The 26075-nt window shown below is 61.9% G+C and carries 31 protein-coding genes and 1 pseudogene; 12 read left to right on the top strand and 20 right to left on the bottom strand.

Annotation, left to right across the window (positions count from 1 at the left end; translation table 11 throughout):
- Window positions 1-26 precede the first annotated feature (26 nt).
- Entirely contained in the window at window positions 27-824 is a 798-nt protein-coding gene (locus tag HX811_RS06480; protein ID WP_003219722.1) for an SDR family NAD(P)-dependent oxidoreductase, read from the bottom strand.
- Between the two features lie 16 nt (window positions 825-840).
- Window positions 841-1845 carry an aldo/keto reductase gene (locus HX811_RS06475; RefSeq protein ID WP_008435967.1) on the bottom strand — a complete coding sequence of 335 codons (1005 nt, stop codon included), beginning with the start codon at window positions 1843-1845 and terminating at the stop codon, window positions 841-843.
- Window positions 1846-1963: 118 nt separating this feature from the next.
- On the opposite strand from HX811_RS06475, the gene HX811_RS06470 reads away from it, so the two are divergent.
- Entirely contained in the window at window positions 1964-2905 is a 942-nt protein-coding gene (locus tag HX811_RS06470; protein WP_008435969.1) for a LysR substrate-binding domain-containing protein, read from the top strand.
- Window positions 2906-2977: 72 nt separating this feature from the next.
- On the opposite strand, the gene HX811_RS06465 is transcribed toward HX811_RS06470, so the two are convergent.
- The 5 genes from HX811_RS06465 to HX811_RS06445 form a co-directional block, all read right to left on the bottom strand.
- Entirely contained in the window at window positions 2978-3187 is a 210-nt protein-coding gene (locus tag HX811_RS06465; protein WP_177045249.1) for a YXWGXW repeat-containing protein, read from the bottom strand.
- A gap of 479 nt (window positions 3188-3666) precedes the next feature.
- Window positions 3667-4143, bottom strand: a complete 477-nt coding sequence (locus tag HX811_RS06460; RefSeq protein ID WP_177045247.1) for a periplasmic heavy metal sensor — start codon at window positions 4141-4143, stop codon at window positions 3667-3669.
- Window positions 4140-4571, bottom strand: coding sequence for a hypothetical protein (locus HX811_RS06455; RefSeq protein WP_177045245.1), 432 nt, complete (start codon window positions 4569-4571; stop codon window positions 4140-4142). Before HX811_RS06455 ends, HX811_RS06460 begins: the two co-directional genes overlap by 4 nt.
- A complete protein-coding gene (locus HX811_RS06450; protein WP_177045243.1) occupies window positions 4568-5149 on the bottom strand; it encodes an RNA polymerase sigma factor in 582 nt (193 codons plus the stop codon). Before HX811_RS06450 ends, HX811_RS06455 begins: the two co-directional genes overlap by 4 nt.
- A 47-nt stretch (window positions 5150-5196) precedes the next feature.
- Window positions 5197-5517 (bottom strand): YXWGXW repeat-containing protein, encoded by a 321-nt coding sequence (locus tag HX811_RS06445; RefSeq protein WP_003219711.1) that lies wholly within the window; start codon window positions 5515-5517, stop codon window positions 5197-5199.
- A 270-nt stretch (window positions 5518-5787) separates the two neighbouring features.
- On the opposite strand from HX811_RS06445, the gene HX811_RS06440 reads away from it, so the two are divergent.
- Window positions 5788-5931, top strand: a complete 144-nt coding sequence (locus HX811_RS06440) for a hypothetical protein (RefSeq protein WP_166742173.1) — start codon at window positions 5788-5790, stop codon at window positions 5929-5931.
- A 4-nt stretch (window positions 5932-5935) separates the two neighbouring features.
- Here HX811_RS06440 and HX811_RS06435 read toward each other — a convergent pair whose 3' ends face one another.
- Window positions 5936-6184, bottom strand: a complete 249-nt coding sequence (locus tag HX811_RS06435) for a DUF1652 domain-containing protein (protein ID WP_008435982.1) — start codon at window positions 6182-6184, stop codon at window positions 5936-5938.
- A 244-nt stretch (window positions 6185-6428) separates the two neighbouring features.
- On the opposite strand from HX811_RS06435, the gene HX811_RS06430 reads away from it, so the two are divergent.
- Window positions 6429-7373, top strand: a complete 945-nt coding sequence (locus tag HX811_RS06430; RefSeq protein WP_177045241.1) for a diguanylate cyclase — start codon at window positions 6429-6431, stop codon at window positions 7371-7373.
- 287 nt (window positions 7374-7660) lie between these two features.
- On the opposite strand, the gene HX811_RS06425 is transcribed toward HX811_RS06430, so the two are convergent.
- From HX811_RS06425 to HX811_RS06415, 3 genes are all read right to left on the bottom strand, one after another.
- Window positions 7661-7921, bottom strand: a complete 261-nt coding sequence (locus HX811_RS06425; RefSeq protein ID WP_003219703.1) for a hypothetical protein — start codon at window positions 7919-7921, stop codon at window positions 7661-7663.
- Between the two features lie 129 nt (window positions 7922-8050).
- Window positions 8051-8950, bottom strand: a complete 900-nt coding sequence (locus HX811_RS06420; RefSeq protein ID WP_177045239.1) for an AraC family transcriptional regulator — start codon at window positions 8948-8950, stop codon at window positions 8051-8053.
- A 36-nt stretch (window positions 8951-8986) separates the two neighbouring features.
- The gene (locus HX811_RS06415) at window positions 8987-9682 is read right to left on the bottom strand and encodes a fumarylacetoacetate hydrolase family protein (RefSeq protein WP_087693026.1); all 696 of its coding nucleotides are present in this window, start codon (window positions 9680-9682) and stop codon (window positions 8987-8989) included.
- 172 nt (window positions 9683-9854) lie between these two features.
- Between HX811_RS06415 and HX811_RS06410 the strand changes: the two genes are divergently transcribed.
- Window positions 9855-10406, top strand: a complete 552-nt coding sequence (locus HX811_RS06410) for a DUF4262 domain-containing protein (protein ID WP_177045237.1) — start codon at window positions 9855-9857, stop codon at window positions 10404-10406.
- Window positions 10407-10409: 3 nt separating this feature from the next.
- Here HX811_RS06410 and HX811_RS06405 read toward each other — a convergent pair whose 3' ends face one another.
- Complete coding sequence (locus HX811_RS06405) at window positions 10410-10739, bottom strand: hypothetical protein (protein ID WP_174717799.1); 330 nt, start codon at window positions 10737-10739, stop codon at window positions 10410-10412.
- A gap of 213 nt (window positions 10740-10952) precedes the next feature.
- Between HX811_RS06405 and HX811_RS06400 the strand changes: the two genes are divergently transcribed.
- Window positions 10953-11498, top strand: a complete 546-nt coding sequence (locus HX811_RS06400; RefSeq protein WP_003219695.1) for a hypothetical protein — start codon at window positions 10953-10955, stop codon at window positions 11496-11498.
- Between the two features lie 62 nt (window positions 11499-11560).
- On the opposite strand, the gene HX811_RS06395 is transcribed toward HX811_RS06400, so the two are convergent.
- The 3 genes from HX811_RS06395 to HX811_RS06385 all read right to left on the bottom strand — a co-directional run bounded on the left by HX811_RS06395 (window position 11561) and on the right by HX811_RS06385 (window position 13151).
- Window positions 11561-12199 (bottom strand): hypothetical protein, encoded by a 639-nt coding sequence (locus HX811_RS06395; protein WP_134326911.1) that lies wholly within the window; start codon window positions 12197-12199, stop codon window positions 11561-11563.
- A gap of 117 nt (window positions 12200-12316) precedes the next feature.
- Window positions 12317-12637 (bottom strand): multidrug efflux SMR transporter, encoded by a 321-nt coding sequence (locus HX811_RS06390; RefSeq protein ID WP_087693029.1) that lies wholly within the window; start codon window positions 12635-12637, stop codon window positions 12317-12319.
- Window positions 12638-12704: 67 nt separating this feature from the next.
- Entirely contained in the window at window positions 12705-13151 is a 447-nt protein-coding gene (locus tag HX811_RS06385; protein WP_029615984.1) for a carboxymuconolactone decarboxylase family protein, read from the bottom strand.
- 195 nt (window positions 13152-13346) lie between these two features.
- Between HX811_RS06385 and HX811_RS06380 the strand changes: the two genes are divergently transcribed.
- From HX811_RS06380 to HX811_RS06370, 3 genes are all read left to right on the top strand, one after another.
- Complete coding sequence (locus HX811_RS06380; protein WP_177045235.1) at window positions 13347-13949, top strand: FMN-dependent NADH-azoreductase; 603 nt, start codon at window positions 13347-13349, stop codon at window positions 13947-13949.
- 17 nt (window positions 13950-13966) lie between these two features.
- Window positions 13967-15379 carry a PLP-dependent aminotransferase family protein gene (locus tag HX811_RS06375; RefSeq protein WP_177045232.1) on the top strand — a complete coding sequence of 471 codons (1413 nt, stop codon included), beginning with the start codon at window positions 13967-13969 and terminating at the stop codon, window positions 15377-15379.
- 77 nt (window positions 15380-15456) lie between these two features.
- Window positions 15457-16056 (top strand): TIGR00730 family Rossman fold protein, encoded by a 600-nt coding sequence (locus tag HX811_RS06370; RefSeq protein WP_177045230.1) that lies wholly within the window; start codon window positions 15457-15459, stop codon window positions 16054-16056.
- Between the two features lie 55 nt (window positions 16057-16111).
- On the opposite strand, the gene HX811_RS06365 is transcribed toward HX811_RS06370, so the two are convergent.
- From HX811_RS06365 to HX811_RS06355, 3 genes are all read right to left on the bottom strand, one after another.
- Entirely contained in the window at window positions 16112-18601 is a 2490-nt protein-coding gene (locus HX811_RS06365) for a TonB-dependent siderophore receptor (protein WP_177045228.1), read from the bottom strand.
- 89 nt (window positions 18602-18690) lie between these two features.
- Window positions 18691-19635 carry a FecR family protein gene (locus HX811_RS06360; RefSeq protein ID WP_177045227.1) on the bottom strand — a complete coding sequence of 315 codons (945 nt, stop codon included), beginning with the start codon at window positions 19633-19635 and terminating at the stop codon, window positions 18691-18693.
- Entirely contained in the window at window positions 19632-20177 is a 546-nt protein-coding gene (locus HX811_RS06355) for a sigma-70 family RNA polymerase sigma factor (RefSeq protein ID WP_003219688.1), read from the bottom strand. Before HX811_RS06355 ends, HX811_RS06360 begins: the two co-directional genes overlap by 4 nt.
- Before the next feature lie 174 nt (window positions 20178-20351).
- On the opposite strand from HX811_RS06355, the gene HX811_RS06350 reads away from it, so the two are divergent.
- Window positions 20352-20663 (top strand): hypothetical protein, encoded by a 312-nt coding sequence (locus HX811_RS06350; RefSeq protein ID WP_177045226.1) that lies wholly within the window; start codon window positions 20352-20354, stop codon window positions 20661-20663.
- Between the two features lie 51 nt (window positions 20664-20714).
- Here HX811_RS06350 and HX811_RS06345 read toward each other — a convergent pair whose 3' ends face one another.
- Window positions 20715-22862 (bottom strand): TonB-dependent receptor domain-containing protein, encoded by a 2148-nt coding sequence (locus tag HX811_RS06345; protein ID WP_177045225.1) that lies wholly within the window; start codon window positions 22860-22862, stop codon window positions 20715-20717.
- A gap of 216 nt (window positions 22863-23078) precedes the next feature.
- Between HX811_RS06345 and HX811_RS06340 the strand changes: the two genes are divergently transcribed.
- From HX811_RS06340 to HX811_RS32180, 3 genes and pseudogenes are all read left to right on the top strand, one after another.
- Window positions 23079-23237, top strand: a complete 159-nt coding sequence (locus HX811_RS06340) for a hypothetical protein (RefSeq protein ID WP_003219684.1) — start codon at window positions 23079-23081, stop codon at window positions 23235-23237.
- Window positions 23238-23241: 4 nt separating this feature from the next.
- Window positions 23242-23880 (top strand): annotated as a pseudogene (locus HX811_RS06335) (helix-turn-helix domain-containing protein).
- 60 nt (window positions 23881-23940) lie between these two features.
- A complete protein-coding gene (locus HX811_RS32180) occupies window positions 23941-24462 on the top strand; it encodes a hypothetical protein (RefSeq protein WP_008436008.1) in 522 nt (173 codons plus the stop codon).
- A 262-nt stretch (window positions 24463-24724) separates the two neighbouring features.
- On the opposite strand, the gene HX811_RS06325 is transcribed toward HX811_RS32180, so the two are convergent.
- Window positions 24725-26053 carry an LLM class flavin-dependent oxidoreductase gene (locus HX811_RS06325; protein ID WP_177045224.1) on the bottom strand — a complete coding sequence of 443 codons (1329 nt, stop codon included), beginning with the start codon at window positions 26051-26053 and terminating at the stop codon, window positions 24725-24727.
- Window positions 26054-26075: the final 22 nt, after the last annotated feature.

The raw sequence follows: 26075 nt of genomic DNA, 5'->3' as shown, positions 1-26075 counted from the left end.
TAACACTCCAAACCATTCAAGAAAAATCAGATCGCCATGCTGTCGACAACACCGCCGTCGACCCGCAACGCGGCACCGGTGGTGGCAGAGGACAACGGTGAAGCAATGTACGCCACCAGATTCGCCACTTCATCCACATTCGCTGCGCGCTGGATGATCGACGTCGGCCGCGCATTGCGCACAAACACATCCGCCTCGTCCCGCGCACTGCGCCCGGACTTGGCCACGGCGTCCTTGAGCATGTGCTCCAGGCCATCGGTAAAGGTCGGCCCCGGCAGGATCGCATTGACCGTCACCCCGGTGCCCGCCAGGCGTTTGGCCAAGCCATGGGACACCGCCAGGTTGGCGCTTTTGGTCACGCCGTAATTGATCATGTCAGCCGGCGTTGCCACCCCGGATTCCGACGACACAAAGATCACCCGGCCCCAGCCCTGCTCGACCATGCCCGGCGTGTAATGCCGTGACAAACGCACACCGGAGATCACGTTGACCTCGTAGAAACGCGTCCACTCGCTGTCGGGAGCGTCAAAGAAATCGACGTCGTTGAAGATCCCGAGGTTGTTCACCAGGATGTCGGCCCGCGGCTCGGCGGCGAACAGCTTTTCAGCGCCCTCGGCCGTACCGAGGTCCGCCACCAGCCCACGCAGATCCGCGCCGGGCACGGCCTGGCGAATGGTCGCCAGCGCCTCGTCGACCTTGCCCGATTCACGCCCGATCACCACCACCGTAGCGCCGGATTGCGCCAGCGCCTGGCTGATGCCCAGGCCTATGCCGGCGGTGCTGCCACTGACGATTGCGACTTTGCCACTGATATCAATTTTCATGTTCGCGTTCCTGTGGTTAGAGCGGCAGCGGTGCACGGGCCGAAATCAATCGTGCCTCGCGCAGGGCCTGCCAAAAGGCTGCGGGAATCTTCTCTGACAACGCCGCGACGTCTTCAGCAATGCGCCCCGGACGACTGGCACCCGGAATCACTGCGGCCACTGCCGGGTGAGCCAGGGAGAATTGCAGTGCAGCGGCTTTCACACTCACGCCATGGGCAGCGGCAATCGCCTTGATCTGCTCGACCTTGCTGATGATCGCCGGGCTGGCTTTCTGGTACTCAAAATGTGCGCCGCCCGCCAGGATCCCGGAGCTGTAAGGGCCACCGACCACGATCTCGACGTTCTGCGCCTGGGCTGCATCCATCAAGCGCTGCAAGGCGCGTTCATGGTCGAGCAAGGTGTAGCGACCGGCAAGCAGGAAACCGTCGGGCTGGGCTTCGGTCAGGTCCAGGGTCAACTCGCAAGGCTCGACCCGATTGACGCCCAGGCCCCAGGCCTTGATCACGCCTTCTTCACGCAGGCGGGTCAGTACTTTGAAAGCACCGGTGCGCGCCTGATTGAAGTAGTCCAGCCATTGATCACCGTAGAAGTCCTGGGCGATGTCGTGAATCCACACGATGTCGAGGCGGTCGGTTTGCAAGCGGTTGAGGCTGTCTTCGATGGAGCGCAGGGTGGCATCGGCGCTGTAGTCGTTGACCATCTTGTTCGGCCGGCCATGTTCAAACACGCCGCTTTTCTCGCCGAGGTCGCGGGCGCTTTCTTCCACTTCATCCAGGATCACCCGGCCGACCTTGGTGCTGAGCACGTAGTCGTCACGGTTGTACTTGGACAGGGCCTGGCCCAGGCGGATTTCCGAGAGGCCCGAGCCGTAGAACGGTGCGGTGTCGAAGTAACGCACGCCCTGGTTCCAGGCCGCTTCAACGGTGGCTTGCGCCTCCTCTTCAGGAATCGCACGGAACATGTTGCCCAAGGGGGCGGTGCCAAAACCCAGCACGCCGGGCAGTTTGTCTTTCAAGCTCATGGGGTAAATCCTCAAGATTGTTCAAGGTCGCTGTGTTGACCGTTGAGCAGATCGTAGATTGCAGAGATCGGACCGTCCAAGACATACTGCGACCAACTTGAGTCCCTTAAGGTCTGACATGATCGACTTCCGCCAATTGCGCTACTTCGTTGTAGTCGCTGAAGAAGAACACGTGGGGCGTGCTGCCGAACGGTTGCACATCTCCCAATCGCCCCTGAGCCGGCAGATTGCCCAATTGGAAGAGCGCCTGGGCCTGACCCTGTTCGAGCGCAGCCAACAGCGCATCCGCCTGACCCGCGACGGCCAGACGTTCCTCGCCGAAACCAAGGCGCTGCTGACCCACGCCAACCGCCTGGAGTCATTGGGCCGGCGATTGGGTAAAGGCGAAGAAGGCGGACTGTGCATCGGCTACATCGAAAACGCCATGCACGCGGGGGTGCTGCCCAACGCCCTGAAGGTACTGCGTGACGCGCGGCCCAACGTGCATATCGCCCTGTACAACCTGCCCTCCGCCGAACAGCTGGAAGGCCTGCGCCAACGCAGCCTGGATATCGCTCTGGTGGGTGAACCACCGGCGGCGGATGACCCGGACCTGATGGCATTGCAAGTGCTGGACGATCCGATGCTGCTGGCGCTGCCCGAGCAGCATCCGCTGGCCAGCGTCAGCGAGTTGCTGCCTGAGCATCTGGCCGAGCAGCAATGGATTGGCGTGCAGCGCAAAGCGGGTGCAAACCCGGCGGATGACTTTGTTGCGGCGTGCATTCGGGCAGGGTTTACCCCGCAGATTCCGATGGAAGCCAGCGAGCCGTTTACCGCGTTGGGGTTGGTGGCGTCGGGGTTAGGTGTCGCGATGGTGCAAAAGGGCTTGAGCCGCAATGCACCGCCGGGCGTTGTGCTGCGAGAACTGCCGTGGCTGACCTACACCACGCCGCTGTGGGCGGCGTGGCATCGGATCAATCTGCGGCCGTTGGTGGAGACGTTCAGGAAAGTCCTGACAGAGCCCCTATCACCTGTGGGAGCCGGGCTTGCCCGCGATGCAGGCACCTCGGTCTGTCAGTAAGACCGCGGTGATGCCATCGCAGGCAAGCCCGCTCCCACAGGGTTTCGGTGTCGCCGTTGAACGTGTGGTGGATCAGTAGCGCCAATGCCCCGGCACCCATAACCACTGCCCGTTCCCCCAGCGATAGTGCCCCCGCACCCACTGATACCCTGGCGCCGGCGCCACCGGCACCACCTCGACCAAAGGCGGCGGACGCCGCGGATGAACAGGCTCGACAATACAACCGGACAACGCCGCCGCCATCAACGTGGCGGCCAGCGTAGTTTTGAATAGGCGGGACATGGCACGGTTCCCCAATGAGATTGGCCTTCGCATGAGTGGCGGGCCTACCCGGGTTAAACGCCGCCACCCGGGAAAATCCGTCGCCCGTCTCGGTGATTAATGCTCGTTCCCACGCTCTGCGTGGGAACGCATCCTGTGACGCTCCGCGTCACCACTGCGCAAGACTTGAACCTTGCATCGCCAACTGGACGCAGAGCGTCCGGGGCGGCATTCCCACGCAGAGCGTGGGAACGATCTTCATATATTCAGTTGCGCAGCGAGCTCATGTGGGAGCCGGGCTTGCCCGCGATGCAGGCACCTCGGTCTGTCAGTCAGACCCAGGCGATGCCATCCGGTGATTAATGCTCGTTTCCACGCTCTGCGTGGGAACGCATCCCGTGACGCTCCGCGTCACCACTGCACAAGACTTGAACCTTGCATCGCCAACTGGACGCAGAGCGTCCGGGGCGGCATTCCCACGCAGAGCGTGGGAACGATCTTCAGTGGCTCTTGGCGACCTTGCCCTTCGCCTGCCCCTTCATATACAACGCCTCCACCAACCGCTGGCGCTCATCCCGGGGCAAGGTGCTGGCGAACTGCGCCAGGGTGTTGTCCACCAGCGCCCTGAGCGCCATGTCCGCCTCCCGGGCCTTGCCCAAATCCGTCACCAACGCCTCACGGTCGAGAGTCGGCGCCTCCAGTTGCTTGATCACGTCCAGCCGCGCCTCGCGCCCGGCAAGTACCAGCGGCTGGCTGTCGGCGCGGTTCTGGCGCAACAGTTGGCGCAATTCCTTGCGCCGTTCCGGCGGCAGCTTGACCATCGCCTGGCGCAGGCCATGCTGGTTCACCACCGCCTCGGCGGGCTTGGTGTTCGCCAACCACTGGTACAGGCCACCGCCGACCCCGCCGATCAAAAACACGTTGAACAACACCGACACAACCAGCAGCGGCTTCAGGTACTTGGGTGACGGGGTCATTGCTCGCTTTCCTCGGCGTTGACGGTGAAGACGACTTCGGCGTCGCCCTGGTCGAAGACACTCGGCAGTACTTCAGGGCCAAGCATGGGCAACGGCACGCTCAACGACGCCACCAGGATTCCCGCGGCGACCCCGGCGATGCCCACGCCAACAAAACCGGCCGGCGACAGCCAGCCGGCGTAGCGCGCCCAGAAGGACTGGCGCAGGGGAAACGATTGGCGTATCTGCCGCGCCAGCGCTGGGTCGACGGGTGCCAGTTGATAGCCGTCCAGCTGGCCGTCGAGCCATCGCGCCTGATGCAGCACCTCAAGGAGGCTGGCATCACCTGCATCCAGCAGGGCCTGGGCCTCGGCCTGTTCGGCGCGCGGCCAACGGTGCAAGTGGCCGCCGTAAGCCTCGGCCAATTGGGCAAATCGTTCAGGCGTCATGGTTTTCCCCTTCCTGGGCGGGCGGGCCCGGGTGTGTCGTCAAGGTAACTGCGCAAGTTGCGCCGGGCCCGTGACAGCAAGCTCTCCAGTGCCTCGACGCTGATGTTCATCAGCGCCGCGGCGTCGATATTCGACAGCTCTTGGTAATACTGCAACACAATCGCTTCACGCTGGCGATCAGGCAGCGACGCCAACGCCGCCGCCATGCGCTCACTGCGGGCGGCCGCTTCCAGCTGTTCATCGGGCGCAGGCGCTGTGTCGACCACCTCGCTCACCGCCTCCTCATCGCGCAACGGGCGCTCCTTGCGCCGACGCAAATGGTCGTGGCACAGGTTGAGTGCCACGCGGTGCAGCCAGGTGTCGAAACGCGCTTCGCCACTGCGCCAGCTTGCAGCCTGGCGCCAGATACGCAGGAAGCTTTCCTGGGCCACGTCCCTGGCCTCGTCGGCATCCCCGAGGATCCGACTGGCGAGCGCGAGCAAACGCGGCAGTTTGCGCGTCACCATTTCGTTGATGGCCGCCGGTTCGTTGTTACCGATGCGGGCCAACAGCTCAACGTCCGGATCAGTGTCTTTCAATAGGGCAAGTCTCGGTCCGGTGGCTAAGGGTCAGGTTGACGGAATGCTCAGCGGATCCAGTGCCCTTCTCTCCAGTACCAGTTGGGGCCGCGTGACTCCCAGTGGCCAGGTTCCCAACGGGCGTTGCGCATCACCGGCTGCCAGTGGCCCGGTACCCAGGCATAACCGCGCCCTTCGTAGCGCCAGTGCCCGCGATCCCACACATAGCCAGGGCGTTCGACGGGAACGGCCTCGACGCGCATCGGCGGTGGCGCTTCGCGGATGATCACTTCGGTCTGGGCAAACGTCGGCGTGCTGACCAGGGCGGCCAGTGCCAGCGGGATCAACAGGGCATAACGTAATTTGGCCAGCGGTCGTGCAAGTCTCATGACAACTCCTTCATCGGCGATCGCCAGTGATCGCAGTTGTAGGGTTGAACGGCAGGTGTCCGAAAATCCGTCGCAACAAAAAGAACTTTTTATCGCGACCGCTCAGGACGGCAGGCAGGGCCAGTATTGCCCAGGGTTTGCGGGGAGTTGATGAAATTGTTGAAAGGCCGCGACGGAATTATCCATGTGGCCGCGTTCAAGGGTTAACCGTTGGTAATCGACAGGCGCGTTCTGTTGGTTGGCGACGTCCATCACCTTGAGGAAATCACCATGTCTCGTCGAATTTCACTGCTGGTTGCCGCCGTCCTGCTCATGAACCTTGGCGGCTGCGTGTTCCTGCCGGGGCACCGCGAGCATTGCTGCTGGCGCGGTTACGGGGTAGTGACTACCCCGACGGCACAAGCGATCTCCTGATCCGCTAACTGACCGCTGCAAAACCCCTGCGCCCGGCCTTGATCTCGGTGCGCAGTTCGCCAATCAGGTTTGAGATGGAACGGATGCTGTCCAGACCCTGAGGCGACACACGGGGCAGCAGCAGGTCGACGCGCCCGGAGGCCGGGTCGAAGATGTTGATGCGCAGCGAACCGTCGCTGTTCAATGAGCAGTCACAGGCGAGGGGCAGGAAGCCCGACTCCATGATGTGGCGAAACTCGGCGATCGAAATCATGCGGGCACCCTTCCCTGTACGGGGCTCGGAGGACGTGATCCGTCTAGGGTAGATGAGCTTTTTCAAACTGCCCGGGAATTAATGCAAAAGTGATACTTGGTGCGCATTTCGGCTAAAACCGCTGGCCGGCTGACGCCAAAAAAACCACACCGACACCCTCTTATCCGATGCCGCGCGAAGGGCTTGCTTCCTGGCGATGATGGCCAGATGCTCTGGTTTTTTTCCGACACCGAGAGCACTCCGCATGAGCATCGAACCTTTGATCGAACCCGACAGTGCTGTGTACAAGACGTTGCTGGAATCGACCAAGGCCATTCCCTGGCGTATCGACTGGGCAACCATGACTTTCAGCTACATCGGCCCGCAGATCGAGGCGCTGCTGGGCTGGACGCCGCAGAGCTGGGCCACCGTCGATGACTGGGTGGAACGCATGCACCCGGACGACCGCGAGTATGTGGTCAACTTCTGCGTCTCCCAGTCCCGGGCCGGGGTCGACCACGAAGCCGATTACCGGGCGCTGACCGCCAGCGGCGAGTACGTGTGGATTCGCGACGTGGTGCACGTGGAGCGCAAGGACGGCGAGGTGCAGGCGCTGATCGGCTTCATGTTCGATATCAGCGAGCGCAAGAAGACCGAGGAACACCTGATCCGCCTGCAAAAACAGCTGGAGGAATATTCGTTCCAGGACGGCCTCACCGGTATCGCCAACCGGCGCATGTTCGACACCGTGCTGGCGCGGGAATGGACCAGTGCCCAGCGCAGCCAGTTGCCGCTGTCGTTGATCCTGTTGGATATCGACTATTTCAAGCAGTACAACGACCTCTATGGGCATATCAAGGGCGACGAATGCCTGCGCCAGGTGGCACGCACGCTGTCGCAGGCGGCCAACCGGCCACGGGACTTCATTGCGCGCATCGGCGGCGAGGAATTTGTGTGGTTGCTGCCGGAAACCGATGCCGAGTCGGCACGGCGCGTGGCCGAACGCTGCCTGCACTTGATCCGCCAGCAGCAGATCGCGCATGCGCACTCGGCGGTGTCGGACCTGCTGACACTGAGCCTGGGCGTAGGCACTTGCACGGTAACGCCGGGCGGCGCGGCGCTGGCCTTTGTCGAAGCCGTCGACAAGTTGCTGTACCAGGCCAAGCGCAATGGCCGGATGCGTGCAGAGTTTGCCAACGTAGCGGATTGACACAAAAGCCGAATCGCGGGCAAAAAAAATCCCAAGTAGCTGATGGAAACTTGGGATTTAAAAATGCATAAACCGTGGGAGGTGAACGCCCGGCTATATTACCCAGCGGGAAAACTTGTAACAAGATAATTTTCAACCTTTCGTCGGATTAAAACAGCGCTAAGTCATTCAATAACCACACTTTTTTAATGGATCCGATTATTGGAAATGCCACTTTTTGGTGCAATAACAGCGTATCGTTAAACAAACTTCGCTGTTTAATTCCGCGATAAACATAAGGTTATTGATTAAAAGTGCGTGGGCTTCTTCAAATAGTGCTGATACAGGTGTTTGCACGGATCCACCAATACAAGTTCGTCCTGGGGCGTGGCGCGCGAAACACTGGCTGCCTGACGGCATAACGCCAGGCGCTCCGCCGCCTCTTCCCGCTGCCGGTCTACCTGGGCATTGAGCCGAACGAAATAAGTCCCCAACAACACCGCGACACATAGAACGCCGACGCCAAAATAGCGCAAGGCGTTGGATTGAGGGGGTTCCAGCTCACTCATACACTCATTGCACCTTGTGTTTCTGATAGCGAACATCGTCGCCCAGCTTTTCACCGAGACGCCCAATTGTATGTAAATTGAAACACATCGGTTGTGGTGGATTTGTAAAACAGTCAGCCGGATTGCGCGTTAATCCTGCTCACGTCGCCTGAATTGCCCTGGCGCCAGCCCGTGGGCCTTGCGGAAACACCGGGAAAAATACGCCTCGTCGGTAAACCCGCAGCGGTGCGCAATCGCGCCGATCATCTGCGGGCTGTTGAGCAGCAGCGTGCGCGCCAGTTGCATGCGCCGGTCGAGCACCAACTGGGAGAAGGGTTTGCCGGTTTCCTTGCGCAACAGGTGGGTCAGGTAGTTGGGCGACAGGAACGCCGCCGCCGCGGCATCCGTCAGGTTCAGCGACGGCTCGTGCAAATGCTCGCGGATGTAGCCTTGCACCCGGGCCAGGGCATCCTTGCGGCCACGCCGGGTGGCGTTGTTGGCGGCGAACGCCTGGAGCGGTTCGGCGTACTGTTGGCACACCAGCCCGATCAGCTGGAACAGGTAACCCTTGAGCCGCTCCCGGGCGCCGAAGCTGCGGTGGGCGTCCAGGGTGCGCATGTGTTCGAGCCAGGTTTTGACTTCTTCGAAGGCCGCGTCGTCGAGGATGAAGTCCAACTGCTCCTGGAAGCGGAACGGCGACAGCTCCGGCGCCTGGCCGATGGGGATGTCTTCCAGGTCCAGCGGGTCGCAGGTCAGTTGCGGCAGGAAAAAGCCCTGGCTGAAATTGATCAGCATGAAGTCGCCGTCTTCGGGATGGGGAATCACATGCAGGCGATGGGGCAGGATAAAGGCCATTGCCTTTTTCGGGAACGGGCGCACCGCGCCGCCGATGTGCTGCACGGTGTCGCCACCCAGGTTGATCTGGATCTGGAAATATTCGTGGCGATGGGGGCTGGTCAGCGCCGCCCTGCCCCGCTTGTCGCGGATGTAGAAGTCGGAGCGGTCGCTGCGTTGTTCCATGCCATAGGTGGTGATGCGGGTGCCGGGCATACGTACTTCTCGGAGGGCCTGGGCACCACTGTAGCGTCAACCCTGGCCGAGGGTGAAGCTCAGTTCGGCCAGGCCGTCGATGCCTGCGGTCACCACATCGCCCGGTTGCAAGGCGCCGACGCCCGCCGGGGTGCCGGTGAAGATCAGGTCGCCGGCCTTCAATGCCACCGATTTGGAAGCATGGCTGATCACCTCGCTGACCGACCAGATCTGGTCTGCCAGATCGCCCACTTGACGTTGCTCGCCATTGACCTTGAGCCAGATTCGCCCAGTGCCCGGGTGGCCGACGGCACTCACCGGCTGCAACGCCGTGCAGGGTGCCGACTCATCGAAGGCCTTGGCCCATTCCCACGGCCGCGACAGCTTTTTCGCCTGGGCCTGGAGGTCGCGGCGGGTCAGGTCGATGCCCAAGCCGTAACCCCAGATATGCGCAAACGCATCTTCCGGGGCGATGTCCACGCCGCCCTTGCCGATGGCCACCACCAACTCGACTTCATGGTGCAGGTCGGCGGTCAATGGCGGATAGGCGATCACGCCCTCGGCAGGCACCACGGCATCCGCCGGCTTCATGAAAAAGAACGGCGGCTCGCGGTCGGGGTCGTGGCCCATTTCGCGGGCATGTTCGCTGTAGTTGCGCCCGACACAGAACACCCGGCGCAGCGGGAAGCGGGCGTCGTCGCCGTGGATGGCAAGGGACGGGGTTTCGTTGGGGGTGATGACGTAGCGGGTCATGGCATGTGCCTCTTCGGTTACCTGGGGCCAGTATGCGGACGGGCTCCGGGGCGAAGTTGGACAGGCTTACGCAGATTTTGTACTGGGCGGTGCATCGGTCACTTTGCCGAGCGAACCCAACACTGCTAGCCTCATCGCGCTTTCAACCCCTGATCCCGCAGAAAGGACTCTGATGAACATCATTCGCGCCGTCGCCCTCTTCGCCGCCTCATTGTTCTCGATGAACACTTCAGCCAAGGCCCCGCTTCCGGGATTCCAGTTGCCCAAGGCAGATTCGGAATATGACGAGAAGGTGTTGGCGGATATCAAGAAGATCGGCTGGCACCATGTGCATGTGCGGGCTGAAGACGGTGAGCCTTCGTTCGCCTACTCCCTGGGGTTCTACGCCAACTTCGGCCAACCGGAAATCATCGTATTCGGGCTGCCCCCGCAGATTGCCCAGCAGTTGCTGAACATCGCCGCGATCCGCTTTGCCGGTGCAAAAGCCGCCTATGAAACCTACAAGCCCTATGACGATATTGCCGAAGGCATTCGCATCGCCTTCATTCCTGTAGACCGCAGGCACTACCGCGAGTACCTCGGTTATGCCGGCTGGTTCTACGCCTCGATCAAAGCTGATTTCCCTGCGTTGCAAATGGTCTGGCCGGACAAACAAGGGCGCTTTCCGTGGGAGCCCAACTACGACCAGTCGTTCTCAAGGCTCCAATTGCTGCTGGATAAATAAGGGTTATTTACGCGCCAGCTTGTAGCGCAAACAGTCCTGATAAAAACTCTGGCGAATCACTTCGGGCTTGACCCGCGAACGGCTGTCGTAGGTCTGCTCGGTGATGCCCATGGCCATCATGTGCATCCAGGGTTTCTTGAACTGGTAGGTTTTCAGCTTCTGGCGCGCGGCGTACAGCGAGACGCCCGACAACTTCAATTCCTGGGCCCTGGCCGCCGTGCCTGCACCCCAGCTGCACATGTACTTGTCGTTGTCCCGCAGCTCCCGTGCCTCAACCGAAACCGCCCCACCCGCCACGGCACAGGCGATCAGCATGATTCCCACATTGCGCATTTGCATCCCGCCTAACCACCTGAAAATAAAAGTGATTTTGGCGAGGATTTTGTTACAAAGGGGCCAGCAAATTGCCTTCTCGATGAATTTTCCGACCTGAAACCGAACCGAGTAACAGCGTTGCCATTCAGGCATTTTGCCACTATTGGTTGCCGATGGCCCATTGCCTGACGATAATCCCCGCGCTCTCCCACACTCACGCAAGGAAACGCCGTGAAAAAGCTTCTACTGTTGACCCCATTGCTCGCGCTGCTGTTGCAAGGCTGCGGCGTCACCATGACGCAATACGAGCCGAACTTCGATAACGTCCAGGTCCTCAAGCAAGCAGCGCCGCTGCAACCCGTCAGCAATGCCCAGGTGACGGCCGCGTCGGGCGAAGGCTCGTTGTCTGTACGTGCCAACCCGATCCGCTCGCCCAGTGGCAGCATCCCGGCGCATATCCAGGCTGCAATCACCCAGGAACTGCAACTGGCAGGCCTGCTGAACCCGCAAGCAGAACGTCATCTGCAAGTGCTGGTGGTGAAGAATTCGCTGTCGGCAGGCATGGGCTCCGGCAACGGCACGCTGGCCGCGCGGTTTACCCTGCTCAAGGGCAATGACGTGGTGTACGACGCGACCAAGGAAGTGAATCACACCTGGCCCAGTTCGTTCTTCGGGTTCATTGCGATCCCGAATGCCGCCAACGCCTACAACCCGATGGTGCGTGATTTGCTCAAGTCGCTGTACAGCGACCCGTTGTTCATCAAGGCGCTTAAGTAAGGCCTGGGCTGCGAGGATCGGCCACCCTGCCCTCGCAGCTGTTTCAAACGTTCAGTTACGTGTCACGCCCGTGGCACGCCGGCATCCAGCGCCGAATACTTCAGGTTATTACCGTCGACCATTTGCTTGAGCAGGGCATTGACCTGGCGGGTGAAGGTATCGGTCACCGCGTCTTTCGGCGTGTTGGCCATCAACGGGATGAACCAGATGCCCATCCAGGTATTGATCGAGTCGTGGTTGGTGCCGGTGCTCAGCGCCTGGCCTTGTGCGTCCACCGATTCCAGCTTCATGGTGTACTGATCAGTCCCAAGCGCCGGAATGATGGTGAAGGTAAAGCCGCTGATAAAGGCCAATACCAGTTGGCCGCCACCCGGTGGATGGTTGTAGACCTTCAGGCGCAGGCTGTAATCGCCTGGCTGCTTCTGGAATTCATCCAGGGTCACGCGACCAAACAGGCCGGAGTCAGTCAGGACTTTCTGCAGCTGTGGCTTGAGCATGTCACGCGCTTGTGGGACTTCGGCCGCGGCGGCATTTGTCGGCTCGCCCTGGTAGAACTTGAAGTCTACGTAGACGTTCGGTTTGTTGGCGTAGCTGGCCTTCGATGGCAGCGTGACGGGTGCCACTTCGTCTTTCGTGAAGCTGGCGCAGCCGCCCATCGACAACGTGATCAGGGCCAACCCCAGCATTTTTCCAATGTGCATTACGACTTCCTTAGTGAATGGAGCGTCTCCATGGCCGGAGTTGCTGGGGGCGGATGATAAAGAGTGGGTGGGAATGTTAAAAGGCCATCTCCGAGAAATACCCGCTCGCAGGCAGCACTAGTTGGCGGAGACCAGTTTCAGGCCGATCACGCCGGCCAGGATCAGCACGATGCACAAAACCCGCAATGGCGCGGTGGAATCGCCCAGCAATGCCATGCCGAGGATCGCGGTGCCCGCTGCGCCGATTCCAGTCCAGACCGCGTAGGCGCTGCCCACCGGCAGGGTGCGCAGTGCCATCGACAGCAGGATCACGCTGGAAACGCCGGTCACGACGGTGAGCAATCCGGGGGTGAATCGGGTGAAACCGTCCGAGGCCTTCATCGCGAACGCGAAGGCGATTTCAAGGATGCCGGCCAAGCCGAGCAGTAGCCATGCCATGGGATGAGCCCTCAGGAAATACAGTGAGTGTGTGGCGAGCAGCCCCGCCACACCGAATCAGCGTTGGCTATGCCTTGGCAGCCGCCGCTGGCGTGGTACGGAAGGTGATGCCCAGTCGGTTGAAGGCATTCATCAAGGCGATGCCGTAGGTCAGGTCAGCCAGTTCCTTGTCGCTGAACTCGGCGGCCGCTGCCGCATAGTCGGCGTCCGAAACATCACTGGCGGTCACGGCTTCGGCAAAGGCCAGCGCCACGCGCTCACGCTGGGTGAAGACTGCGCCAGCGTCGTGCCACACTGGCACCAGCACCAGCTTGTCCACGGCCAGGCCTTGCTTGAGCAGGTCCCGCGAGTGCATGTCGATGCAAAAGGCGCAGCCGTTGACTTGCGAAACCCGCAGGTAGACCAGGTCGATCAGCTCCTTGGACAGGCCGCTGTTTTGCAGGTAGACGTAAACCCCGCCGAACGCCTTGTAACCTTCAGGGGAAGCTTTGGAGTAGTCGAGACGCGTTGTCATGGTGAAATCCTGTAGCGGTTGGATGAAGCCGCCATCTTGCGACGCCATGGCCTACCCCAAAAGATCCATGATCTGGCTTGAACACCAGACCATGAGTGCCCGGATATGGCCTACTCTGAATCTTGATTCTTGGCTCTTTGGCATGGGTCATGGGGTTCGTAGACTGAGGGCCATCCATCCAGGAAGCAACGCACCATGAATATCCTCCATGTCAGTGCCAGCCCTCGCGGGCAAGCGTCGGAGAGCAACGCCCTCTCCCTCAAGATCATTGAATGCCTGCGCCAGCGGCACCCGGACGCCGAGGTGATCCAGCGCGGCATTGCCGCAAATGCCCTGGCACCGGTGGACGAGCCTTATGCAACGTCCCAGCAGTCTCTCGTGGATGTTTCGTCCGAGGGGTCGATGGCCCAGTCCGAGCGGCTTGTTCAGGAACTGGAGCCGGCCGACATTGTGGTGATCGCCACCCCCATGCATAACTACTCGGTGCCCGCGGCCCTCAAGCTATGGCTCGATCACATCGCACGGGTGCGCCGCACCTTCGATATCTCGGCCCAGGGCAAGATCGGCCTGTTGCAGGACCGGCCAGTGTTCGTCGCCATCGCCTCAGGCGGGCGGTTTTCCGGGGAGCGCGCGCACCAGCCGGACTTCCTGACGCCGTACCTGAAAACCATACTGGGCATGATCGGCCTGCATGACGTGACCTTCTTCACCGTCGAAGGCACCGCTTCCCGCCCGGAAACTCTGGCCCAGACGCGCCGCCAGACCGACCAGGCGCTGCACGATTATTTCGCCACCTGAACAGGACCCGCCGCCGGATGAGCACTTCGATCAAGGCCTTTTCACCGCTGGACGCCGGCGCCGCGGAGCCGATTTACCGGCAACTTTACTGGCGGTTCCGCAGCGCGATTGCCGACGGTTTGCTCAAGCCGGGCGAACGCATACCCGCAGCCCGGGCCCTGGCCAAGGAGCTGGGGTTGGCCAGGGGCACCATCGATACGGCTTATTCGCTGCTGGCAGCCGAGGGTTATATCCAGGCCCGAGGCCAGGCCGGCACGGTGGTGGCTGAAGGGATCAAGGCCAGCCTGCCGGAGCGCCCCATGACGGCCAGCGACCAGAATGCCGTGCGGCACAAGGCCGCCGTGTTGCCGTTTCAAATGGGGCTGCCCGCACTGGACGCGTTCCCTCGCAAGATCTGGTCGAAAATCGCCGCCCGCTGCGTGCGGGCCACCCAGGTCGCCGACATGGCCAACCCGTGCGTGTTCGGCCTGCACTCGCTGCGCACGGCGATTGCCAGCTACTTGCAGGTCGCCCGGGGCATCCACTGTTCGCCGGCGCAGGTCTTCGTCACCTCGGGCTATCGCAATACGCTGGGGCTGATCGCCCATGCACTGCTGGAACCGGGCGATCGGGTGCTGGTGGAAGACCCAGGCTACTTGTTCACCCGACCGTTGCTGGATTACCTGAATATCAAGGCCATACCGGTGCCAGTGGACCCGGATGGCATGCAGGTATCCCAGGCCGTGCAACAGGGCAAAGGCGCCCGCGCCGTAGTGGTCACGCCGGCCCATCAAAGCCCGCTGTGTGTCTCGCTGTCCTTGCCCAGGCGCCTGGAACTGCTGGATTGGGCGAGTCGCCAGCAGGCCTGGATCATCGAGGACGACTACGACGGCGAATACCGCTACGTGAGCCGCCCGCTGCCGGCCCTCAAGAGCCTGGACCGCGACGGCCGGGTGCTGTACGCCGGAACCTTCAGCAAGGTGTTGTTCCCCGGCATCCGCCTGGCCTATCTGGTGGTGCCGGCAGCTCAAGTGGAACGCTTCGAACATGTCAGCCAGACCTTCCTCGGGGGCTGCCCGGAGTTGACCCAGGCGATCGTCGCAACGTTTATGACCGAGGGGCATTTTGCGCGGCATATCCAGCGCATGCGCAAACTCTACGGTGAGCGTCGGGAGGCCACCGCCAGGGGCTTGCGCAAGGCCTTGGGCGAGCATATTTCGATTGACGCCCAGCCGGGCGGGATGCACTTGATCCTGCGCCTCAATGCACAACAGTCAGACCGCCTGTGCGTGGAACGTCTGGCGCAGGCCGGCATTTATGCCGAAGCCTTGAGCGACTGGAATATTCAAGGCCAGACCGGCCCCGGCCTGCTGCTGGGCTTTGCCAACATCGAATCCGAGGCCTTCGCCGAAGCCCTTGGAAAACGTATCCTGGACGCACTCATGGCCTGATCCGCCAGCGCGTTCTTGGCTCTTTTGCCCACCGGCGAGTGGCGCCATGCTGGACAGCTTGTCCTCACCCGCCTGGAATGCCCATGCCCACTCCCCTGCGCAGCCTTGCAGTTTTCTGCGGTACCAATTTCGGCTTCAACCCGCGCTATGCGGATGGCGCCCAGGCCCTCGGCCGGGAAATCGCCCGGCGCGGCATACGCCTGGTCTACGGCGGCACCCACAAGGGCTTGATGGGCGTGGTGGCGGACGCTGCGCTGGCTGAAGGTGGCGAAGTCATCGGCGTGATCACCGAGTTACTGCATGAACGCGGCCATTCCCACGCCGGGCTTACCCACCATGAAGTGACCCAAGACATGCGCAGCCGCAAGACACGCATGAGCGACTGCGCCGACGGTTTCATTGCCTTGCCCGGCGGGCTGGGAACCCTGGAGGAGTTGTTCGAGGCGGCCACGCTGACCCAGGTCGGCGAACACCACAAGGGCGTGGCGTGCCTGAATACGGCGGGGTTCTTCAACCCGGTGCGCGCCCTGCTCGATCACGCTGTGCAGGAGGGCTTCATGAAGCTCGAACACAGCCGGATGCTGATGTTCAACGCAGACCCCGGCGCCCTGATTGATGCCCTGGAGCAGTGGCAGGCGCCGGTGGTTTCCAAGCTGATTGAGCCGGTGGCGAACTAACGTTTTTCGGCCTTGGCGATGCTGCTCCCGAATCCTTTCGCCAAGGCCTTTTTATTTACCACTGATAGGTCGCACTGGCCTGCACGGTACGCTGCGAGCCATACCAGCACCACGAGTAGGAATAGCAGGACGCGACGTACTCTTTATTCGCCAGGTTGGTGGCGTTCACTGCCAGGCGCAGGTTGTCACCCTGACGATTGATGTGCGGGATGTCGTAGTGCACCGCTGCATCGAACAAGGTGTAGCCCGGCACCTTCAGGGTGTTGGCGGTATCGCCCCAGGAAGAACCGACATAGCGCGCACCGGCCCCCACGCCGAAGCCCTTCAGCGTGCCGTCGTGCAGGGTGTAATCCGCCCAGGCCGACGCGGTATGACGCGGAACCGCGTAGGTGGTGGTGCCTTCGGCCGCAATGGCCGGGCCGACGCCGATGTCGCTGATGGGCGCATAACGCACGGTGTTGTTGGATTTGCTGATGCGGTTATCCAGGTAGGCATAGGCCGCAGTGATATCCAGGTTGTCGTTCAGGCTGGCCTTGCCTTCCAGTTCAAACCCGCGGGATTGCACTTCACCGTCCTGAATCTGGCAGCGGGAGCCGTTGCACAGGTGGGAAGCGTCCGGGTCCAGCGTCGGTACGTTGGTCTGGCGCAGGTCGAAAATGGCAGCCGTGATGAAGCTGTTGCTGCCCGGCGGCTGGTACTTGATGCCGATTTCCGTCTGCTTGCCCTCGGTCGGCTGGAACGTCGAGCCACCGTAGCCCGTGCCGGATTGCGGCTGGAACGATTCCGAATAGCTGACATACGGCGCCAGGCCGTTATCGAACAGGTAGACCAGACCCAGGCGGCCGGTGAAGGCCTTGCTGTCCTGGGACGACTTGGTCTTTTTCTGGGTGGTCATCGCCAGGGTACTGTTGTCGGTGCTGGCCCAGTCATAACGCCCGCCCATCAACAACACCCATTTGTCCCACTTCATCTGTTCCTGCAGGTACACGCCGGTTTGCTCGCTGCGCGAGGTCGCGTCGCTGGTGTACGCCGGTACCGGCACGGCCGCGCCGTAGATCGGGTCGAAAATATCCAGCGTAGGCCCTGCCGTGTACACGCCGCTGCCCGACTTGGTATCGGTGCTGGTGTTCTGGTAGTCGGCGCCCATCAGCACGGTGTGCTGCAACGGCCCGGTGTCGAATTTGGCCTGCAACTGGTTGTCGAGGGCATAGGCGTCGATATTCACGTCGCTGGCGATGGTCGAGCGGCGGATGGTGCGGTAATCGCTCTCCAGGTAGTTGCTGTAGAGGCTGCGGTATTGCCCTTCGCTGCGCAGGTAGCGCGCATTCTGGCGCACGGTCCAGACATCGTTGAAGTGATGCTCGAAGGCGTAGCCGATGGAGTAATACTCGCGGTCACTCTTCTCGAAGCTTTTCTCGCCGTCGTAGAAATCCACGCCGATCTTGCGCCCCGTCGGGCTGTGCAGCACCGAGCCCCAGGCTGGCATCGAGCCGTAGGACGCGCCCTTGGGGTCCTTCTGGAAGTGCCCGAGCAAGGTCAGCGAGGTATTCTCGTCCGGGCGCCAGGTGAAGGCGGTGGACAGGGATTGACGCCGGGTTTCGGTGTGCTCGATCTGCCCGTCGGCATCGTCGAACAGGCCGGCAACGCGGTAGGAATACACGCCTTGGTCGTCCAGCGGGCCACTCAAGTCAAAGGTCGTGCGCTTCTTGTTGAAGGTCCCGTACTCGACGCCGACTTCATGGAACGGCGTGTCCAGCGGGCGTTTGCTGACCATGTTGATCACGCCGCTGGGGGTGCCCTGCCCGTACAGCACCGACGCCGGCCCGCGCAGCACTTCGACGCGCTCCAGGTCGAAGGCGTCTTTTTGCGGCAAGGCATCCCGGCTCGACGGCATGCGCAGGCCGTCGAGGTAGGTCGCCGGGGTGAAGCCACGGATGGTCAACTGGTCGAGACGCGAGGCGGTGGAGCCACGGGTTTCCGGGATCACGGCAGCGCTGTAGCGCAGGATCTGGTTGAGGCTCTCGGCGTTCTGCGCGCGCATCTGGTCTTTGGTGACCACGGAGATCGACTGCGGGGTTTCGATCAGTGCGGTGTCGGTCTTGGTGCCCGACAGGCTGCGGGTGGCCACGTAGCCAGACACCGGGCCGGTGGGGCTTTCCGACGGGTACGCGCCGCTGATGGTGGTGGCCTGCAACTCCATGGCGCCATCGGTGTGCGGGATGGCTTCGAAACGGTAGCGGTCGTCGGCGATCTTCAGGGCTTGCAGGCCGCTGCCGGCCAATACTTGGGCCAGGGCGGCGTCGGTATTGTATTGCCCGTTCAGGCCATTGCTGTGTTTGCCACGGGTCAGGCTCGAATCAAAGGCCAATACCAGGCCCGCCTGTTCGGCGAGGCTGTTGAGGGCCTGGCTCAGGTCACCGGCGGGAACGGAGAACGCAGCGCTTTCAGCCGCGTAGGACGCTTGAACGGTCAGCAGGGGTACGGCGGCAAACGCCATCGCCACTGAAAGGGTCAATGGCTGTAAAGGACGAGCAAGGCGCGACATGAGAAGTCCTGGGAAATGGGGGTTCTATTAGTCATGACGGCCATGTCGGAAAATCGGGTATGAATGAGAGCAGTTTTTATTCAGACTTTTTACAGAGGCTTGATCACCACCACCAAATCCGTGAAGTACTCGACCTTGATCGGCAGGTTATCTGCCAGTGACGCCAGGGCCGCGCCGGTGTCGTCGAGCTTGAATACCCCGGACACGCGCATCCCTTGCAGCGCCTGCGGATCAAAGCGCACCAGCCCATGGCGGTAACCGGCGAGGGTTTGCAGGACCTCGCTCAGGGGCTGGTCGTTGACCTTGAGCAAACCACGGGTCCAGGCATCCGGGTCGGCGTTGCCGATGGGTTGTGGGGTGCCGGCACGGCCGTCCTGGAGCGTGGACTTCTGCCCCGCCGGCACTTTCACGTCGCCCGCAACGGTGCCTTTGACGGCCACGGTGGACTCGATCACGGTGACCACCGTCGCGCCATCCTCGGCCTTGCGCACCAGGAACCGCGTGCCCAACGCCGTGGCCGTGCCCTGGTCGGTGTGCACCACGAACGGCCGTTGCGCGTCCTTGGCCACCTCGACCCACATCTCGCCCTGCAACAGTTCGATCACCCGTTGGTGGCCGTCAAACTTCACGTCCAGTGCCGAGTTGCTGTTGAGCTGCACCTGGCTGCCGTCGGTCAGTGCCACCTGGCGCCGTTCGCCCACGCTGGTGCGTTGGTCGGCCATCCACACCGGCAGGCGCTCAATCCCGGCCCAGCCGCACAGCAACACACCCAACAGCGCGACGGCCTGGGTGCTGCGGGCGGCAAACCTTGTTTTCTGTGGGGCAAATGCACGGTTCAGGGCCATGCGCGCCGGGGCGGCGGGCAACTCGTCGAGGCTGCCCCACAGGCTGCGCATGCGCTCGATGGCGACGGCATGCCGTGGATCGGCCTGGCACCATTTCTCGAAGGCCGCGCGGTCGGCCTCGGTCACGTGGTCGTCGTGCAACAACGTCAGCCAGCGGGCGGCTTCACTGATGATCTGCTCGGAACTCACGACAGCGGGTCCGCCCCGTGCAGGGTGTGATAGCAATGCACCAACGCACTGGAGATGTAGTTCTTCACGGTGCTGGAAGACACCTGCAGTTGTTCGGCGATTTCGCTGTAGGTCAGCCCGTCGAGGCGACTGAGCAGGAATGCCTCGCGGGCCTTGGCGGGCAGGCCGATGAGCATTTCGGCAATGCGTTCCAGGGCCTGCAGTGCCACATGAATCGCCGCCGGGTCCGGCATGCCGGCATCTTCGCTCTGGATCGCCAGGGCTTCCATGTAGGCCTTTTCGATGCGCCGCCGACGCGCGCCATCGATCATCAAGCGCCCCGCCGTGGTGGCCAGGAAGGCGCGGGGTTCCTTGATGGTATGGGGGTCGGCCAGCAGCAGGATGCGGATAAACGCGTCGTGGGCCAGGTCGGCGGCATGTTGCGAGCAGCCGAGTTTCTTGCGCAGCCAACCGTGCAACCAGGAATGATGGTCGCTGTAGAGGGTGGTGATGGTCTGCTGGCGACGGGCTATATCACCATCAGCTACAGGAAAGTCATGCATGCGCAAAAATTTCTCAAACAAGAAAGATTACCAATTGCGCGAACGATGACAGTAAAACGAAGGGGGAGCAAGGATGGAGTGATGGGTTGCAACGAATCTGCGACTTGCTGTGCCCACCTTGAAAGCGACCAGTGCGCACGCGACACTTCTGCGACTCATACAAGGACATCACGCATGACAACCTTCGCCACCACGGTCTCCACCCGCGAGGCCTATCAACTGCTCAAGGACGTGGCATTAGAGGTTCGAACGCTGAAACCCGTCAGCTCCAGCGACGAGCAAATGGTTGTCGACATCGACGGCTGGCAGGTCACGCTGTCAACCTGCGGGACGGCTCTGGAGTGCTGCCTGCGCTGTATTGCACCGGATAACAGGCAAGGTTCACTGGACACCTGGCAACGTTACGGCACCAATCCACTCGATCTGATGAGCCTGTGGGAGCGAACGCAGCTGCAGCGCCTGGTGCATGCAGCCTTCGTTCGCTGAACGTGCGCTTTGCCAGCAATCACCCACTGCCAACATCAAACACTTTACGGATTAACGCCAGCTCCAGGAAACCCCGGTGTAAACCCCCATGCCATCCCCCGGCGTCGACCGCGCCACATCCAGCCCCTTGTCGTCATAACCCGGCGTGACCGTGTTCGCGTAACGCCGGTTGGTCAGGTTGCGCAGGTCGACCCAGGCTTGCCAGTCGTGCTTCGGCGCGTCGTACCCGAGCGTCGCGCCGAGCAGTGTGTAGGCCGCCGCGTAGTAGGAGTTGGCGTAGTCCACCGCGACCCGCGATGAATGTTCGCCATTGAGGCTGGTGTAGAAACCGCTCGGGTGGCTGTAGCGCAATTGCGCCTGGTAGTAGTGCCTGGGGATGCCGGGCAATGTGTTGTCGCCGAAGCGGTCGTCGTTGCGGTAGTGGAAGTCGCTGTAGGTGTAGGCCTGGCGCAGGGCGAGCTGGCCCGTGCGGCCACCGTCCCACAGCGGGCTGATCAGGCTCAGCTCCAGGCCTTGGTGCACGGTTGGGCTGGCGTTGGATTCGGCGATTATTGCGGACGTGGTGGACGTCGCGGCCTGGGTTTCGACGCTGAGCAGTTCGTGGCGCACCTCGGAGCGGTACAGCGCCAGGTCCCACTGGCCGAACCACGCTTCACCGCGACCGCCGACTTCCAGGGTGGTGGCAGTCTGGTTTTTCAGCTTCACCCCTTCACGTTGCAAACCGCTGGCCGGGCCGCTGCCCACGGGGAAGTACTTGTTGGAACCCCAGATCATCGACCACGCATGGGGCGGTTCCACCGAGCGACTCAGGTTGCCGTACACCTGCAATTGGGGGCTGAAGTCGTAGCGCAGGCCAACCCTTGGCGCGTAATCCCAATCGTGCTGGCTGACGGGTGTGTGGGTCTGCGGGTAGCTGACTTCGGTTTCACGACGGGTGTAGATCGCCGCCAGCCCGGTGGTCAGCCACAGGTCCGGCAGCAGTTCCAGGTCATTGCCGATATGCAGCACGGTGTCCGAACCCAGGTAGCTGTAGTCGCGGGTCCTGGTGCCGGGCGCGTAGTCCGCCGTATTGCCGGTGGGGATCCGCACGAATTCCGAGCCGCCGTTGTTCGGCATCGCCTGGGTGGTGCGCAGGCCGAGGGTGGTCTTGCTGTCACGCCCGAACAAAGTGTCCTGGCGGATGTAATTCAGGGTGCCGCTGACGTCGGTGTAGGCAACCTTGAGACGGTTGGTGCCCTCGCGCAAGTCCATCGGATAATCGTGATACGCCAGCCCGACCTCGACCCGGGCGTTGTCGTCCAGGTGCAGGGTGGTTTTGTTGGCGATCCAGGTCGAGCCCGGTTGCGTGCGTTTCGAGTCTCGCGCCACGTTGAGGCTGGCGGCGGCGCGCGGGTCGTGGCTGATCTGGTCGCGGGTCAGTTTGCCGGGGGAATCGTTGTCGGTTTCGCGGTAGCGAAAGTAGAAGCGGGTTTCCAGGTCGGGGTTGAAGCGGTAGCCGAAGTTGGCCGCGATGCCCTTGCCGCTGCCGGCGCTGTGGTCCTGGAAACCGTCGTATTGCGAGTCGGTGAGGCTGATGTAGTAGTCGGCATCCCCCAGCACCTGGCCCGAGCTGATCTCCCGCTGGCCGTAGCCATGGCTGCCGGCTTCGTAGCGTACTTGCAGCCTGGGCGCGTCGTAGCCGGTGTGGGTCACATAATTGACTGCCCCACCCAGGGCCAATGCGCCCTGGTCAAAACCGTTGGCGCCACGCAGCACTTCAACGCGGCTGAGCCACAACGGGTCCTTGAGTTCGTAGGGCGTGCCACCCGGGCCGGTCAGTGGCAGGCCGTCGAAGGTTTCATACAGGCCGGAGGCGTGGGCACCCGGCCCTCGGTTGATCCCCGAGCCACGGATCGAAAGCTTGACCCCTTCGTTGTTTGCCGCCTTGGCATAAACACCGGCCTGGTACTTGAACACGTCCTCGTTGGTGCTCACCCGCCCCTGATCGACGCTGCCCATGTCGATGTAGTTGGTGGCGCCGGGCACGCTCTTGAGCTGGGCCTGGGCCAGTTCGTCGGCGCTGAGTTCGGCGCTGCTGACTTCGACGGGTGCCAGTTGCAATGTGTCGTCGGCCTGGGAAACCGGGCTGAAGCTCAGGGCGGCGCCAAAGCCCAGCAAGGGCCAGGCTTTTCGGGAGGTGAACGGAAACGCGGGGGGCATGGGGGTAAATCCTTGGAATTCGTTTTTGCGACGGGCTCGGTCCGGCACAAGGTCTGTGGTGGGAAGCCCGTGAAGCGCGGCGGGTCACCATTGATGAACGCACAGGTCCCCATCGGCGTTAAGTCCAAAATAGAATTACCAAATGCAAACTCAGTATTTATGGAAATAAGCGGCACCGATTACTGTAGAGCCATTGAGTCCCCAGAGATTTACGTCATGCAAACATCCGCCACCGTCATCGATTTCACCCTCCACCGCAAACGCCGCCAGGCTCGCGCAGCGGCTGAACTGATGTGGGCGATGTATGCGGCACGGGCCGGGGTCGCGCTGTTTACCGCACACGTCACCACGTCCAGCGATACCCGCCGGGCGTGAGGCGATGAATTTCCTGCACGCGATACCCGAAGTGCCCGACCTCCCCTCCAAACCCAAGGACTGCAACAGCGGCGACGATGACGCCATCGGCCAGTGCGTCGCGCAGAACCTGCAGCGCCTGCGCAGTAAACGCTACCTGTCGCTGGATGCCCTGGCGCGCAACTGCGGCGTAAGCCGGGCGATGCTTGCGCAGATCGAGTCCGGGCGCAGCGTGCCGTCGATCAAGGTGCTATGCAAGATCGCCAAAGGCTTGAAAGTGTCGGTGGCGGCGTTCCTGGAGAACCGTGCGTTCGAAGGGGTTGAACTGCTGCCGGCGCAACAAAGCAAACGCCTGGTGAGTGCCGATGGCAGCTTCATCAGCCGGGCGCTGTTTCCGTACGATATGGCGCGCCAGTCGGAGTTCTACGAGATACGCCTGAAGGCCCTCGGCGAGGAGATTTCAGAAGGTCACGGGCCCGGCATCCAGGAAAACCTGGTGGTGGCCCAGGGCGTGCTGGAAGTCAGCGTCAACGAGGAACGCTAGCTGCTGTCCACCGGTGACTCGATTTTGTTCTACGCCGACCAGCCCCACCGCTATCGCAACCCCGCAGACAGTGAGGCGGTGGCGTTCCTGGTGATCACCTACCCGGAACGCCTGGACTGAAACGCAAAAAGCCCCGGCACTCGCCGGGGCTTTTTGATTTCACGCCAAACCAATCAGCAGGTGCAGCACATCATCGGCATGCCGTTGCAGCTCATCATCATCGGCATGGCGCAGTCGTTCATCATCTTCATCATCAGCATGCAGCAGTTGTTCATCATGTCCATGCTCATGCCAGGCATCGGCATCATCTTGCAGGTCATGCAGTCGGCTTCCATCTTGCATTCCATGACGCACTTCATCATCGGCATAGGCATGCCCATCGGCATCATCATCGGCATGTTCATGGCAGACATGCTGTTCATCATCGCCATGCCGTCTTCAGACATGCACATCATCGACATGTTGGCGCACTGCATCATCATCGGCATGCCGCAGTTCATCATCATCGCCATCATTTCGGCGTTGTTCTTGAACATCGCCATGTCCATGCCCGCGGCCGGCTTCATGGTGCACATCATGGCCTCGTCGGTCATCTTGCAGGTCATGGTTGCCATCATCATCGGCATGCCCATCATCGGCATCATCGGCATCGCGTTGTTCATTGGCATCTGCATGGCGTTCATCATCTTCGAAACTCCGTAATCGACAGGAAATGAGTAAGTTCTGGGGCCGATTCTAGAGAGGCCGCACAACGGCGCAAGACGCTGGCCCAGCAGCAGGAATAGACGCTGCATGGGGATTTCCCGGGACGCGGCAGCCGATAATTCCGCGATGACAGATGAATTGGCGTGATCACGCCGGCCGGCTCCGCTATCAGGGCCAAACCGGCGCGATGGATATGCGATTGGGGAATGGCTCCCAATCAGAAGGAAATAAACGATCTAACCACAGTAGAAATACCCGCTCATTCGGCGAAGAAGCGGTTCGCCGGACGCGGCAGTCCGAGGTTTTCCCGCAGGGTAGAGCCTTCGTACTCGCGCCGGAAGATCCCTCGCCCCTGCAACTCGGGCACCACCCTGGCCACAAAGTCATCGAGCCCGCCCGGCAGCCACGGGAACATGATGTTGAAGCCATCGCTGGCCTCTTCTTCCAGCCACTGCTGCATCTCATCGGCAATACTGTGGGCGGTGCCGACAAACGAGAGACCTGCATAACCGCCAAGACGCTGGGCCAATTGGCGCACCGTCAACTGTTCGCGATCAGCCAGCGCCAGTACCCGTTCGCGGGAGCTCTGGCTGGCGTTGGTTTGGGGAATCGCCGGGAGGTATTGGTCGGGATCAAACTTCGTCGCGTCGGTACCCAGCGCGATCGACAGCGAGGCAATCGCACTTTCGTAATGCACCAGGCTGTCGAGATGCGCACGAATCCGCCGCGCATCTTCCAGCGTATCGCCGACCACCACAAACGCCCCGGGCAAGATCTTCAGATGGTCGGGATGCCGCCCCACCGCCAGCATCCGGCGCTTGATATCGGCATAGAATTTACGCCCTTCCTCGAGCGTCCCGGGCGCCACGAAGATCACCTCGGCGGTTTCTGCCGCCAATTGCCGGCCGGGCTCCGAGGCGCCGGCCTGCACGATCACCGGCCAGCCCTGCACCGGGCGGGCAATGTGCAGCGGGCCGCGCACATTGAGGTAGCGGCCCTGGTGATTGAGGGTGTGCAGCTTGTCGGGGTCGAAGTACACACCGCTGTCGGCATCGCGGATGAAGGCATCATCGGCCCAACTGTCCCAGAGCCCGGTGACCACATCGTAGAACTCCCGCGCACGGGCGTAGCGCTCGTCGTGGGCATAGGCCTGCTCCAGGCCGAAATTCTGCGCCGCATCCGGGTTGGCAGTGGTGACGATATTCCAGCCGGCGCGGCCGTTGCTCAGGTGATCCAGGGACGCGAAGCGCCGGGCAATGTGGAACGGTTCGTCGTAGGTGGTCGAGGCCGTGGCTACCAGGCCGATGTGCTCGGTGGCCTGGCTCAGGGCCGACAATAAGGTGAACGGTTCGAAGGAGGTGGCGGTGTGGCTGCGCTTCAACGCGTCGATAGGCATGTTGAGCAGGGCCAGGTGGTCGGCCATGAAGAACGCATCGAAACGCGCTTTCTCCAGGGTCTGGGCAAACTGCTTGAGGTGCGTGAAGTTGAAGTTGGCGTCACGGTAAGCGCCGGGATAGCGCCAGGCGCCGGTGTGGATGCTGACCGGACGCATGAACGCGCCCAGCTTCAGTTGGCGTTGAGTGGTCATGGAAAGCCCCTGATCGAGAGGG

It is taken from the genome of Pseudomonas sp. F8002, assembly GCF_013385495.1.
Classification (GTDB): Bacteria; Pseudomonadota; Gammaproteobacteria; order Pseudomonadales; family Pseudomonadaceae; genus Aquipseudomonas.
This window is presented reverse-complemented; position numbering and strand designations above follow the sequence as displayed.